Origin of the sequence: Prauserella aidingensis, from assembly GCF_024171865.1 — a bacterium.
Classification (GTDB): Bacteria; Actinomycetota; Actinomycetes; order Mycobacteriales; family Pseudonocardiaceae; genus Prauserella; species Prauserella aidingensis.
In genome coordinates, this window is record NZ_JAMTCN010000008.1 from 174,748 (window position 1) to 187,928 (window position 13,181).

Below are 13,181 nucleotides of genomic sequence, written 5' to 3' on the forward strand. Positions count from 1 at the left end.
TCGGAGCGGAAGCTGCGCTCTCCAGCCGGCAACGTCTGCCCGTGGACTGCAACACGGCCTCCGGAATCCGCAACACGGGCCCCGGGATACGCAACACGGCGCCCGGAATCCGCGACACGGCCTCCGGAATCCGCAACACGGCGCCCGGAACCTGCAACACGGGCTGCGGCGGGTCGAGGGGTCGAACCGGCGACAGGAGGTGCGTCAGGCGGGTCGGGTCCGGCGTAGCCAGAGCAGGCCGATCACGGGCAGCACCAGCGGGATGAACAGGTAGCCCATGCCGAAGTTCGACCAGACCGTGGCGTCGGGGAAGGCGGCGCGGTCGAACACGCTCAACGTCCCGACGACCAGCACGCCGGTCATCTCCACCGAGCACGAGACCAGCGCCACCCGCCACCACGCCCTGCCGGTGCGGGCGAGTGCGACCGTCGCGAGCACGTAGACCACCGCCGCGAACGCCGACAGCGCGTACGGCACCGGGGCCTCGTCGAAGCGGGTGGCGATCTGCACGGCGGCGCGGGACGTCGCGCCGACGGCGAAGATCGCGTAGACGACGATCAGTACGCGGCCGGGGCCACTGGCGGTCGCGGGCCGGTCGGCCCCGGAGCTCTGCGGGCGCGAGGGCTGGTCAGGCACTGGCTCCGCCCCACACCTCGACCATGCGCAGCAGCAACACCGGGATGGTCAGGCAGAGCACGCCGAGGATCGCGGTACTGGAACGGGTGCGTTCGGCGAGTGCCCACACGGTGCCCAGCGGCAGCACGAGCAGCGAGCCGACAAGATAGGCGAGGAACGTGAGCATGCTGCCGGGCTCGCCGCCGCCGATCAACATGACGACCGAGATCACGGCCTGGACAGCGAGCAGCGCCTCGATCGCACCGACGCCCATGAGCAGCGGTTTCTCCGGCTCGCGGTGCAGTACGACGAGGACGAACGCCCAGATCGCGACGCCCGCCGCGCAGGCGGACACCGCGATCGCATAGCCAGTGATCACCGGACCTCCACGGTTACTACCGCTCGTAGTCTACGACCCGCGTGCGGACGGCCGTTCCGCGGCCGGTGCGAGCCGGGACGGTGCCCGCCACGGCGGCTCGGTCCCCCGAGGGGCCGGTGCGACGACATGGTCACGGGACGGTTCCTCCGGTAGCGTCGACGGCAGACGGCCGGGCACCTTTCCCACACGACCCCGATAGATCGGAGCCCCCAGCCCGGCGCTCAGCCCGCGACCCGCGGGTCTGTCATCGCAGCCGAGTGGGGGTCGGCTCATCGACGTAACTCTGTTCCGCCACGCACGTCCGAGGAGCGGCCGCAGGCCGCCGAATCGAGGCGTCAGCCGCGAGTCGGCACAGCCACGCCGCCCGCCGGTCGAAACCAACACGAGGTGTCAATGTCCTCTGCTTCCACGTCCCCTCCCGCCACCGATACGGAAACCTCCGGAACCGCAGGCGGCCGTCGCCCGAAACCGATCACGTCCGGTCGCACGTCCCTGCCCGAGCACGTCACCGTGAAGGTGTTCGTCATCGCGCCGCTGGTGGCGATCGCCGCGGCGGTGCCGTTCGCGTGGGGATGGGGGTTGAGCTGGATCGACGTCGCGATCGGCGCGGCGTTCTTCGTCGTCAGCGGGCTCGGCGTGACGGCCGGGTACCACCGGTTGTTCACGCACGGTTCGTACAAGGCGGCCCGACCGTTGCGGATCGCGCTGGCGATCGCGGGCAGCATGTCGGCGCAGGGTCAGGTGACGACGTGGGTGGCGGACCACCGCAGGCACCACGCGTTCTCCGATCGTGCGGGTGACCCGCATTCGCCGTGGCGGTACGGCACGTCGCCCGCCGCGCTCGCGAAGGGCTTCTGGCACGCGCACATGGGCTGGCTGTTCGACCGCGAGATCACGAACGTCGAGCGGTTCGCTCCCGACCTCGCGGGCGACCGCGACATCCGCACCGTAGACCGGCTCTTCCCGGTGTGGGTGCTGGCGAGTTTCCTGCTGCCCGCGTTGCTCGGCGGGCTCATCACGTGGTCGGTGTGGGGCGGCGTGACGGCGCTGTTCTGGGCCGGTCTCGTGCGGATCGGCCTGTTGCACCACGTGACGTGGTCGGTGAACTCGATCTGCCACATGATCGGTGAACGGCCGTTCGGCAGCAGGGACAAGGCCGCGAACTTCTGGCCGCTGGCGATCTTCTCGTTCGGCGAGTCCTGGCACAACCTGCACCACGCCGACCCGACCTGCGCTCGGCACGGCGTGCTGCGCGGTCAGCTCGACATCTCCGCGCGGGTGATCTGGCTCTTCGAGAAGTTCGGCTGGGCCACGAAGGTCCGCTGGCCGAGCGCGTCCCGCCTCACCCGGCTGGCCCAGTAGTCCCGCTCGTCCGCCTGCCCGTCCCACCCGTCACGGCCTGGTCGTCGTTTCGGGTGGGACGGGTCGGACACCGCCGCCGCTCGTGATACGACATCTTCACGATCTTCGTTTGTTGCACCGGTCCGTGACCTGCGGGAGGGGTGGCTCGGCTACGGTCGTGCGCGGCAGGCGAACTGGGTGGAGGGACGATGACGAGCACCGTGACGCGTCACGGTCCGGACGAGCGGCAATCGGCGTCCGGGCCGGAACCCGCGGGTGAGCCGCGCGGGGGACGCTCCGGGTTCGCGTGGTTGGTGCGGCTCCCGAGTGCTGCGGTGCACGGGCTGCGTCGATCGGCGGGGACGACACCGGGACGCCTGACCCTGATCGGCGTCGGCCTCGTGTTGCTCGCGCTGCTGGCGGGCACGGTGGCGGGCATCCAGCTCGGCGAGCGCAAGTCGACGATCGACGGGCTCGCCGACCACCGCGAGCCGCTGACGGCCGCCGCGCAGGAGGTGTACCGCTCCCTCTCGGACGCCGACGCCACGGCTGCGGGCACGCTGCTGGACGCGGCCTCGGACGGCAACGCGTTGAGGGACCGCTACGACGTCGACATCGCCCGTGCGGGTGCCGCGCTCGCGAAGGCGGCGAGCGCATCGGCGGGCAACCCCCAGGCCGTGTCGCAGGTCGACGTGCTGTCCCGGCAGCTGCCGGTCTACACCGGGCTCGTCGAGACCGCGCGCACGAACAGCAGGCAGGGCAACCCCGTCGGTGCGGCGTACCTCGCCGAGGCGTCGCAGCTCATGCGATCGGAGATCCTGCCTGCGGCGAAGACGCTGTACGAGATCGAGGTCGAACGCCTCTCGGAGGAACAGGACGACGCCGAGTCCGTGCCCTGGTTGACGGGGCTGCTGGCGCTGGCGCTGCTGGCGGCGCTGATCGTCACGCAGGTGTACATCAAGCGCCGCACGAACCGCGTCCTCAACGTCGGCCTGCTCGTGGCGACGATCGCCGTGGGCGTGGCGGTGCTGTGGGCGGCCGTGGCGGTCACGTTCCAGAGCGTGCTCGTCGGCAGCGGCCGGTCGTCCGGCACCGAGCAGACCGACGTCATGGTGCGGGCCCGGATCGCGGCGCTGCAGGCGCGCGCCGACGAGACGTTGACGCTGCTCGCCCGCGGCAACGGCACGGCCTACGAGGAGGAGTACCGGTCCTCCATCCGCCGGTTGTCCGGTCCGAACGGCGACGGCGGGCTCCTCGGCGAGGCCAGGGACGGCACCGAGGGGCTCCCCGCTGCGGACCACGTCGAGGCGGCCGTGCGGAGCGCCGGCGCGTGGCGCGAGGTTCACGGCCAGGTGCGCAACTTCGACAACGGTGGCCGCTACGAGGACGCGGTCGAACTCGCCATCCAGACCGAGGGCGACGAGGGCGCGACGGCCGCGTTCACCCGCCTCGACAGCGACCTGGCCAGGGGCATCGCCGACAGCAGGCAGCTGTTCCTCGACGACACGACCAACGCTTCACGGGCGCTGACGCTGCTCTCGCCCGGGTTCGCCGTGCTGTCGCTGGTGGCGATGCTGGGCTCGATCCTCGGTATCCGTGAACGTCTCCGGGAGTACCGCTGATGAAACGCTGGACATGGCTCGCCGGGGCTCTGGTGGCGACGTTGCTGGCCGGGTGTGGCTCCGCGGGCACGCCGGTCGACCCCGCGCCGGTCGGATCGGCGCAGCGTCCGATGCCCGCGGACACCGACGTGTCGGGGAAGATCGAGCAGGGCGGGTCGAACGCGCCGAGTTGCAACCCGAGGCAGAGCCTGCGGCCGAACGGCTCGATCCCGCCCGGGTCCACGATGGACGCCATCAAGAAGCGCGGCTACCTCATCGCGGGTGTCGACCAGGCCACGAACCTGTGGGGTTTCCGCAACCCGCACACCGGTGAGCTCGAAGGATTCGACATCGACGTCGTGAAGGAGATCGCTCACGACATCTTCGGCACCTACGACCCCAACACGATCCGCTTCAAGGCGATCAACTCGGCGGAGCGCGAGACGGTTCTCGAGAACGGCGACGTGGACGTGGTCGTGCGGACGTACTCGGTGACGTGCGAGCGGTTGCAGAAGGTCGCGTTCTCGTCGGTGTACTTCGAGGCGGCGCAACGGGTGCTGGTCACGGAGAAGTCCGGGATCGAGAACATCTCGCAGCTGGGCGGCAAGAAGGTGTGCGCGGCGGGCAGCTCGACGTCGGTGAACCGGCTCGCCGAGGCGAAACCGAAGCCGAAGCCCGTGGTGACCAACAACTGGACGGACTGCCTCGTGCTGTTGCAACAGGGCCAGGTCTCGGCGATCTCCACCGACGACACCATCCTCGCGGGGATGACCGAGGAGGACCCGTCGACGCGCGTGGTCGGGCCGCCGCTGTCGGAGGAGCTCTACGGCGTCGGCATCCCGAAGGGCAACGAGGACATGGTGCGCTTCGTCAACGCGACGCTCGAGGACTTCCGACAGAACCGGTGGCGCGACCGGTTCCGGCACTGGGGGTTGCAGCGGGTGCTCGGCAACCAGAGCCCGCCGAACCCGCAGTACCGGTGACCGTGAACCGAGGAGGCAACCTGTGACCGACGAGCCACGCCGTCCTCGCCACGCGGCGCCGGACGGGGACGACGAGCAGCACACGCAGTACGTCGCGCCTGCGGCGCCGAACGGTGGCACGCCCCGGCACGCCGCACCCGACGGAAGCGGTGCCGACGGCCACGGCCCGCGGATCGCGCAGGGGCCCGGCGGGCCGAACGAGCCGATGCCGACGAGTGCGCTCGATCAGGCGCCGGGTACGGAACTCGTCATGCCGCCCGCCCCGCCGTCCGAATCGGACGATCCGAGCGACGGAATGGGCCCGCCCAGCGGATACACGAGCGGTCCCGGCAGCGCGCCCGGGAGCGGCCCGGGCAGCGGCCCCGGGAGCGGTCCGGCGAGTGGTCCGGGGAGTGGCCCCGGAACGGGTGCCGGCACCGGTCGCGGTACCGGCAGCGGAACGGGCAGCGGCAGCGGCCCGTGGACCGGATCGGGTGCGGGCACGGCCGGTGGCGCCTTCCCGCGGACGTCGCGGCGGTCCTCGTCACGTACGTCGACGCGCGGCAGGCTGGGCGCAGGCATGGTCGAGGTGCCGCCGGTGCCCTACCGGGACCCGGCCGAGGCGGTGCTGTCCGACCCGATGGTGTCGGAGTCGAAGCGGTTCTGCAGCAGCTGCAACGCGAAGGTCGGGCGGGGTTCGGACGGCGGGCCGGGTGCGCCGCAGGGCACGTGCGACAAGTGCGGCACGCCGTTCTCGTTCGTACCGAAGCTGCAACCGGGTGACCTCGTCGGTGGGCAGTACGAGGTACTCGGCGCGCTCGCCTACGGCGGGCTGGGCTGGATCTACCTCGCCCGCGACCTCAACGTCGACGGCCGCTGGGTCGTCCTCAAAGGACTGATCAACACGGGTGACGCGACCGCCATGGCGGCGGCCGTCAACGAGAAGCGGTTCCTCGCCGAGGTCGAGCACCCGCACATCGTCAAGATCTACAACTTCGTGCAGCATCCCGATCCGGACACCGGCGGGGCCGTCGACTACATCGTGATGGAGTACGTCGGTGGGCAGTCGCTGCGCCAGCTCGCGCTCGACCACCACCGCGAGAGCGGGCGTGCCGAGCCGTTGCCGATCGGGCAGGTCATCGCCTACGGGCTGGAAATCCTTCCCGCCCTGGGCTACCTGCACAACCAGGGCCTGCTGTACTGCGACCTGAAGCCTGACAACGTCATCCAGACCGGCGACCAGCTCAAGCTCATCGACCTGGGCGCCGTGCGGCGCATGGACGACTACAGCAGCCCGTTGTTCTTCACGAGCGGGTACAGCGCGCCGGAGCTGGCGAGCGACGGCGCGTCCGTGGCCTCGGACCTGTTCACCGTCGGCCGTACGCTCGCGGTGCTGAGCTTCGAGTTCACCGGCTACACCACGAAGTTCAAGACGACGCTGCCGAGTCAGGACGACGTTCCGCTGTTCAAGCTGTTCGGTTCGTACTACCGGTTCCTGCGCCGTGCGACGCACACCGACCCGGCGCGCCGGTTCGTCTCCGCCGAGGAGATGGCCGACCAGCTGACGGGTGTGCTGCGCGAGATCATGGCGCTCGGGACCGGAAAGCCGCGCCCCGGACAGTCCACTGTGTTCGGTCCGGAGACGAACACGTTCGGCGTGGACATGGTGGTGCCCGAGCGTGGGCAGGACGTGCCGCTGCCCGATCCGGTCGAGGTGGTGTCGGGACTGCCGGTGCCGCAGGTCGACACCGACGACGCCGGCGCGGGTGTGCTCGCCGCGACGCTCGGTGCGGACCCGCGGGCGGCGATCGAAGCCCTGGCCGGCGCTCCGCGGGAGTCCATCGAGGTGCGGCTGCGGGTGGTGCGCGCGCGGATCGAACTGGGCGAGCTGGCCGAGGCGAATCGGCAGTTGCAGGCGGCGCAGTACCTCGCCATCAAGGCGGGATTCCCGCACGACTGGCGGATCGACTGGTATCGCGGGCTGATCGAGCTCGCGGGTGGGCGCGCGCGCGTCGCGCACGTCGCGTTCGACACGGTGTACGACGAACTGCCGGGTGAGACGGCGCCGAAGCTCGCGATGGCCTTCAGTGCGGAGGCGACCGGCGAATACTTCACCGCGTCGCGGCTGTACGAGCTGGTGTGGCGCACCGACCGGTCGTACGTGAGTGCGGCGTTCGGGCTGGCGCGCGTGTACCTGGCGCAGGGTGCGCGGGCGAGCGCGATCGAGGTGCTCGAATCGGTGCCTGCGTCCTCGACGCATCACGTGCCCGCACAGCTGGCGGCGATCAAGGTGAAGATCACGCCTCTCGCGGGGAAGCAGGTGACCGAGGCCGACCTCGCCGACGCGGGCGGGCGGCTGGAGCGGCTGAACCTGGACGCCGAGCGGCGGACGCGGCTGGCCATCGAGGTGCTGTCGGCCGGGCTGGAGTGGCTGGGCGGTAACGCCGAGTCCGAGCACACGCAGGTGCTGGGCTGCGCGCTGCGGGAGCGGGACGTCCGGTTCGGACTCGAAACGCATCACAGGTCGTTGGCTCGCCTGGTGTCGACGACCGCCGAACGCATCGAGCTCGTCGACAGGGCGAACGCGCTGCGGCCGCGTACCCTGACCTGACCTGGCCTTACCGGGTCAGGGCCGTGCGACGTGCGGGCCGCTACGCCGGGTGCAGCTCGACGACCGAGATGTCCGGCGGCGCGCCGACCCGCACGGGCGGGCCCCAGAAACCCGCGCCACGCGTGACGTACATGCGGGTGCCGTCGACGTCGTAGGTGCCTGCGACGGCGCCCTGTTGCAGGCTCACCGCCAGCTCGAACGGCGAGAGCTGCCCACCGTGGGTGTGGCCCGCGAGCAGCAGGTCGACCCCGTGGTCGGCGGCGGCGCGGGCGTCGCGCGGCTGGTGCGCCAGCATGACCAGCGCCTGCTGCGGGTCGCGACCGCGGACCGCCGCGGGGATGTCGCCCGGGTCCTGGAACTGGTGTGCGGTGTGGTCGTTGATGCCTGCCAGGTGGAACACGCCACCGCTGCGGCGGATGTCGACGTGCTCGTTGCGCAGTGGGCGCACGCCGAGCCGCGGCAGATGGTCGAGCCACTCCCGGTATCCCGAGTAGTACTCGTGGTTGCCGGTGACGAAGTAGGTGCCGTGGGTGCTGCGCAGCCCGGCGAGCGGTGCGGCGGCGTCGGCGAGGTGCTCGACGGTGCCGTCGACGAGGTCACCGGCGATGGCGACCAGGTCCGGCCGCTCGGCGTTGACCAGGTCGACGATGCGGCGGGTGTGGTCGCGCCCGAGGATCGGCCCGAGGTGGACGTCGCTGATCAGCGCGATGCGGAAACCGGCGACGCGCGGGTCGAGGCGCCGCACCCGCAGCGGTACGTGGGTGACCGTCGGCGGTCCCGTCGCGACGGACACGCCGTAACCGGTGATGCCGACCGCGACGGCACCCGCCGCGACGGCCGAGCCGCGGGTGAGCAGGGTGCGGCGGGAGACGCCGTCGCGGGGTTCGCCCGCGTCGCGGCGCACCCACGGCCGCAGGGCGAGCCGCGGGATCTCCAGTACCAGCAGGGCCAGCGTCAGGTAGAAGAACACCGCCAGCCACAGGTAGCCGGGCCAGGCGAACCACTGCGCCACCTCCGGGTCGACGCTCGTTCCGGTGGCGAGTGCGGTGATCATCACGAGCAGCAGCGTCAGGAACGCCGCGTTGCCGATTCGTCGCCCGCGCGTGCCGCGGGTGGTGTTGTCGAGGACGATCCGTTTCCACGGGTACAGGTGCAGCGTCCCCACCACGAGGGAGACGACGAGGGCGAACATCAGGGGTTGACGTCCCAGCCCCGCTGTTCGGCGGCCGCGGCCTCGGCCTCGGCGGTCTGCCGGAACTTCTCGATCGCGTCGGGGTCGCCGTGCGTGGTGAAGTGGTCGACGCCGACGGTGACGAACAGTGCGCGGGCGCGCAGCGCGACTTGGCCGTCGTCGGCGTCGAGGCGGCCTTCGGCGCTGACGTATGTCTTCCGGCCTGAGCGGCCGTCGAGCCTGGCGGCGATGTGCAGTGTCGAGCCGACCGGCACGGGCCGGACGAAGTCGGTCTCGAGGCGGGCGGTCACGGTCGGCGTGCGGAGCAGGTTGCCGACCGTCGAGCCGAGCGCTTCGTCGAACGCGCACGCCAGCAGGCCGCCGTGGGCCAGACCGGGAGCTCCCTGGTGGTCCTTCCGCACGGTGAACGTCGACACGACGGACATGTCGTCGGCGACCGCGGACCGCAGGTGCAGGCCCGACTCGACCTCGTGGCCGCAGCCGAAGCACTCGGCGTAGTGCTCGGACAGTTCGGTGCCGGGGGCAGGGGCGTCGGGGTGCGGGCCGACCGGCTCGGCGTCGGCGGGCGGCCAGTTCTCGGTACGTGAGCTCACCGGGTCAAACTATCCGGCCGGGGCCGACGATCACTCCCGCCGACCCCGATCTGTGGCGAACACCGCCGCTGCGCGGCCAGCCTCGTGCTGGCACCCTGTTCCGGCCGGAACGTCCGGCAAGTCTTCACTCTTTCGGGGGACTCGAACATCGTGACGAGAGCAGTTCGACGTGTCGTGGCGGTGGTGGCAGCGGTGTCAGTGGTCGGGCTCGCCGCGTGTGGCACGGGTGGTGGCGACTCGGCGGCAGGCGCACCGGCGTCGGCGTCCGGTGAGCAGGCCGCGTGGCAGCAGGAGGATCCGTGTTCGCTGCTCGCCGAGCAGGATCTGAGGCCGTACCTGGGTGACGAGGCGGGTTCGGTCTCACCGAAGCGCACCAGCGAGTCCGACAGGCCGACCTGTGAGTGGAAGAGCGGTGACTTCGGCGAAGTCACGCTTGGGCTCTGGCAGCCGCCCGCGCCGGACATCGTGACCGACACCGACAAGACGGTCGAGGTCGGTGAGCGCACCGGCTACATCACCTCGGAAACCGAACTGAGCTGCGCCATGGACGTCAAGGCCGCCCCGGCGTACGTGCAGCTGCACGTACGCAGCGCCGACGTCGACGGCGGGCGTGAGCACTACTGCGAGGTCGCCGCCGAGACGGCCCGGGCCGCGTTGACGAAGCTCGGCTGGTGAGCCGGGCGCCGCAGGTCGACCGAACGGCGCGGGCCGTGCCGGCCCGTCAGTCCTGGATCGCGGACATCGACGTCCACTCGGGCCAGCTGTACGACCAGTCGTGGTAGTTGCCGTCGCGGGGGCCGAGGGGCACGCTGCTGCCCCGCACCTCGAACGGGTCGCCCATCTGCGCGAGCTTGTAGTACTCGAGGGCGTCGGCGGGCGAGAGGTTGACGCACCCGTGGCTGACGTTCGTGTAGCCCTGACTGCCGACCGACCACGGGGCCGCGTGGGTGAACTCGCCGTTGTTGGAGATCCGCACGGCCCATTTGACCCGGAAGTCCTCGTAGTCGTAGGCAGGGTTGGTCATGTAGTATTCGGGGTGCTTGGTCATCACGACGTGTGTCCCGCTGCGCGTGACGCGCCCCGGGTCCGAGTCGAGACCGAAGCTCGCCGGGTAGTCGGCCGTCTGTCGCCCGTCGACGAACACCTTCATCCGGTGCGTCTGCGTGTTGGCGCGGACGAGCTGTCGGCGACCGATCGTGAACGTCGACGACAGGTCCTCCTTCGCGTACGCCCCGTCGCCCAGCGGAAGTCCGTACAGGTCGGCGTCGACCGACACCTCGGTGCCGGGCTTCCAGTACTCCTTGGGGCGCCAGTGCACGGCCGTGTCGAGTTCGAGCCAGGCCCACGCGCCCTCGGTGGCGTTCGACGTCTCGACCGACAGCGCCCGTTCGACCGCGGCCTTGTTCTTGACGGGTTCGTCGAACGTGATGGAGATCGGCATGGCGACGCCGTAGGTCTCGCCGTCGCCGACGTTGAGTCGCGCCTCGTGGATCGCGGCGGGCTTCACCGTGGTGAACGACCCGCCGACCTCGGCCTCCTCGCCGTCCGCGTTCGTGGCGGTGCCCGCCCAGCGGTAGATCTTGTCGTAGCCGAGCCGTTCGGTGGCCTGCCACGAGCGTTCGTCGTCGGCGAGCTCACCCTCGACCTGTTCGCCCATGCCGTTGGTCAGCGTGACGTCGCTGAGCGTGCCGTGCTCGACGCTCACGGACACGTCGTCGCGCGGCCGGACGTCCTTGGCACCGTCCCCGGGCTGGAGGCTGACCTCGGCCGCAGGTGCGGGTTCGGGCGTGGCGCCCTGCGCGCCCGCGCTGCCCTGTTGCGGTGCGCCGCCGGTGCAGGCCGTCAGCCAGAGCAGCGCCGTCAGCACCAGTGCGACGACCGGCGCGAATCTGCGACCGGGCCCGGTCGGTTGTCTCCCCGTCACGTGGATCCGCCCCCTCCGACATCCCCGACGTCCGCGGTCAGCCCCGCGTCTTCGCCACGAATTCGAGAATAGTGATGGCAATCACAGTTCGCTGGTTGGTTCGGACGTGCAGCTCGCCGCTTGCCGTGACCATGCGGCTACCCAGGTGACATGGCCGGTGTGGACCGTTTCGAAACCGGTTCGGGCCCCGATCCGCCCGGTCGGACCAACGTGCGTGCGGGGCTGTCCAAACGGCCGCGGCAGGGTAGGCTACGAGGCGGCCGTTGTTTTGCGTGTTCGTGGCTTCACACTCGCGGAACTTCTAACGCGGGGCGTGAGACGGACATGCGCTCTTTCGCAGAACCTCGTTGGAACCGTCCGGATCGGCCGGGGCCCCACTGCGGTGGGGTCCAGCTCAACAGCAACGAGGAGTAAACGGTGGCGCAAGGCACTGTGAAGTGGTTCAACGCCGAAAAGGGCTTCGGCTTCATCGCCCAGGACGGCGGAGAGGGCGACGTGTTCGTCCACTACTCGGAGATCGAGGGCCGCGGCTTCCGCACCCTCGAGGAGAACCAGCGAGTGGAGTTCGAGGTCGGCCAGGGTCAGAAGGGCCCCCAGGCTCAGAAGGTTCGCGCTCTCTGAGGGCGTGCGTCACCTACTGACTTTCACTGACTGACGAGTGAGCCCCCGGCGACGAGGTCGCCGGGGGCTCACTTGCGTTCGAGGGCAGTCGGCCGGTCCGAGCGGTCGCGCGTTGACCGGTCGGCGCGGTCAGTGGCGCGGAGCGTCCCAGTCCGTGCGGTCGAAGAAGTGCTCGTCCGTGCGGGCCTCCGGCTCGACACGGCCGGGGCCTGCCGCGTGCCGTGGGGCCGGTGCCGCACCCACGGGCGGTACGGCGTGCCCGCGCGGGTCGGTGTGCTCGCCGGGGCCGACGGGAACGTCGGGTGACGCGGCGTGGCGGCCAGGGGGCACCGCCTGCGCGTCGTACGGATCCGGAAAGGCGGGGTCGGCGTCCTGTCGCCCGGGGGCGGCCGGTTCGGCGTTACCGGGCGGCACCGATCCCGCCTCCCAGGCGAGGCGTTCGAGGACCCATTCCAGTGCGAGCGCCTGCGGTGACGTGCCGCGCGCCTCGGCGAGCTCGGTCAGCTGCTCGCCCGCGGCGTGGGTCATGCGCAACTGGTAGACCTGCGCCTCGCCGAACTTCCTGCCGGAGCCGGTGCTCTCGACGTCGCTGTCGGGGGCGAGGGCCTTGAGGTAGCTCGAGAGCTCCTGGTCCTCGGCGGCGTGGTCGTCGGTGTCGTCGCGGCCTGCCGGTGCGGCGGTGCGCGGCGTGGCGGTGTCCGCGTCGTCCCGGCGTTTCCCACCGGATTTGCCGCGGCCGGACAGCCGTCCGAATGAAGGTTTAGGCACGACCGCCACGATAACGGTTGTGTCTCAGCGATGCGGGAGGACGTGGCTTCCGACACGTCGTGTAACGGTCGACCCCGGCTCGTATTCTGCCGTTCAGAGAGGTTTTCTCGGTAAGTTGATCTTTGCTGGCTGTCGTCGACCGGCTGGGGTCAAGCCTGGCTGTGGATAGGCGTAGAGCCCCTGGTAGGACTGGATTTGCGAAGATCAAGTCCGAGAACCAGAGGCTCTACGTGATTACTTATCGTGCCACGCTCGATGTGCCGCGCGCACTTGCCCAGTACCTGGCCCGGTTGTTGCTGCTCGAACGGGGTGAACGGGGCACACGTCGAGGCCGGCGGGCGCTGGGCGTGTTCAGCCAGGCGGTTCTGGTGCTGCGCTGGTTTCGTGAGTCCACACAGGTCGCGCGCCTGGCACGAGACAATGGCGGCGGCATCTCCACCTGCTATCGGTATATCCACGAGGGCATCGATGTGCTGGCCGCGCAAGCGCCCGATCTTCCCGACGTACTCAGGGAACGGCTTGTACGCGGTGACAGTCATGTGACCCTGGACGGAATGCTTATCCCGACCGACCG

Annotated in this window: 12 protein-coding genes and 1 pseudogene; 7 read left to right on the forward strand and 6 right to left on the reverse strand. The window is 70.5% G+C overall.

The features are described 5' to 3' along the window. Positions 1-204 precede the first annotated feature (204 nt). Together LY13_RS11835 and LY13_RS11840 are read right to left on the reverse strand one after the other, a co-directional pair. A complete protein-coding gene (locus tag LY13_RS11835; protein WP_253828431.1) occupies positions 205-636 on the reverse strand; it encodes a hypothetical protein in 432 nt (143 codons plus the stop codon). Continuing rightward, on the reverse strand, positions 629-994 hold the full coding sequence (locus tag LY13_RS11840) for a hypothetical protein (RefSeq protein WP_253828432.1): 366 nt from the start codon (positions 992-994) through the stop codon (positions 629-631). The genes LY13_RS11835 and LY13_RS11840 overlap by 8 nt, the downstream gene beginning before the upstream one ends. A gap of 393 nt (positions 995-1,387) precedes the next feature. Here LY13_RS11840 and LY13_RS11845 point away from each other — a divergent pair, with 393 nt between their 5' ends. The 4 genes from LY13_RS11845 to LY13_RS11860 all read left to right on the forward strand — a co-directional run bounded on the left by LY13_RS11845 (position 1,388) and on the right by LY13_RS11860 (position 7,509). Then, positions 1,388-2,356, forward strand: coding sequence for an acyl-CoA desaturase (locus LY13_RS11845; RefSeq protein ID WP_253828433.1), 969 nt, complete (start codon positions 1,388-1,390; stop codon positions 2,354-2,356). 188 nt (positions 2,357-2,544) lie between these two features. Next, complete coding sequence (locus LY13_RS11850) at positions 2,545-3,957, forward strand: GlnX family signal transduction membrane protein (protein ID WP_253828434.1); 1,413 nt, start codon at positions 2,545-2,547, stop codon at positions 3,955-3,957. Continuing rightward, the gene (locus LY13_RS11855; protein ID WP_253828435.1) at positions 3,957-4,919 is read left to right on the forward strand and encodes a glutamate ABC transporter substrate-binding protein; all 963 of its coding nucleotides are present in this window, start codon (positions 3,957-3,959) and stop codon (positions 4,917-4,919) included. Before LY13_RS11850 ends, LY13_RS11855 begins: the two co-directional genes overlap by 1 nt. 22 nt (positions 4,920-4,941) lie before the next feature. After that, entirely contained in the window at positions 4,942-7,509 is a 2,568-nt protein-coding gene (locus LY13_RS11860) for a serine/threonine-protein kinase (protein WP_253828436.1), read from the forward strand. Between the two features lie 40 nt (positions 7,510-7,549). On the opposite strand, the gene LY13_RS11865 is transcribed toward LY13_RS11860, so the two are convergent. Together LY13_RS11865 and LY13_RS11870 are read right to left on the reverse strand one after the other, a co-directional pair. After that, complete coding sequence (locus tag LY13_RS11865) at positions 7,550-8,701, reverse strand: metallophosphoesterase (RefSeq protein ID WP_253828437.1); 1,152 nt, start codon at positions 8,699-8,701, stop codon at positions 7,550-7,552. Then, positions 8,701-9,294 (reverse strand): PaaI family thioesterase, encoded by a 594-nt coding sequence (locus LY13_RS11870; RefSeq protein ID WP_253828438.1) that lies wholly within the window; start codon positions 9,292-9,294, stop codon positions 8,701-8,703. Before LY13_RS11870 ends, LY13_RS11865 begins: the two co-directional genes overlap by 1 nt. A gap of 183 nt (positions 9,295-9,477) precedes the next feature. Between LY13_RS11870 and LY13_RS11875 the strand changes: the two genes are divergently transcribed. Beyond that, entirely contained in the window at positions 9,478-9,969 is a 492-nt protein-coding gene (locus LY13_RS11875; protein WP_253828439.1) for a DUF3558 family protein, read from the forward strand. Positions 9,970-10,015: 46 nt separating this feature from the next. Here the strand turns inward: LY13_RS11875 and LY13_RS11880 are convergent, their stop codons facing one another. Continuing rightward, on the reverse strand, positions 10,016-11,218 hold the full coding sequence (locus tag LY13_RS11880) for a L,D-transpeptidase (RefSeq protein WP_253828440.1): 1,203 nt from the start codon (positions 11,216-11,218) through the stop codon (positions 10,016-10,018). Between the two features lie 417 nt (positions 11,219-11,635). Between LY13_RS11880 and LY13_RS11885 the strand changes: the two genes are divergently transcribed. Next, positions 11,636-11,839, forward strand: coding sequence for a cold-shock protein (locus LY13_RS11885; RefSeq protein WP_009156738.1), 204 nt, complete (start codon positions 11,636-11,638; stop codon positions 11,837-11,839). Positions 11,840-11,968: 129 nt separating this feature from the next. On the opposite strand, the gene LY13_RS26165 is transcribed toward LY13_RS11885, so the two are convergent. Further along, positions 11,969-12,607, reverse strand: a complete 639-nt coding sequence (locus tag LY13_RS26165) for a hypothetical protein (protein ID WP_372493813.1) — start codon at positions 12,605-12,607, stop codon at positions 11,969-11,971. Between the two features lie 230 nt (positions 12,608-12,837). Here LY13_RS26165 and LY13_RS11895 point away from each other — a divergent pair. Continuing rightward, positions 12,838-13,181: pseudogene (locus LY13_RS11895) on the forward strand (IS5/IS1182 family transposase); the annotation flags it as partial.

Coding starts and splice junctions, on each gene's coding strand:
- LY13_RS11855 (WP_253828435.1), top strand. CDS start 3,957: ATGAAACGCTGGACATGGCTCGCCGGGGCTCTGGTGGCGACGTTGCTG.
- LY13_RS11865 (WP_253828437.1), bottom strand. CDS start 8,701: ATGTTCGCCCTCGTCGTCTCCCTCGTGGTGGGGACGCTGCACCTGTAC.
- LY13_RS11850 (WP_253828434.1), top strand. CDS start 2,545: ATGACGAGCACCGTGACGCGTCACGGTCCGGACGAGCGGCAATCGGCG.
- LY13_RS11845 (WP_253828433.1), top strand. CDS start 1,388: ATGTCCTCTGCTTCCACGTCCCCTCCCGCCACCGATACGGAAACCTCC.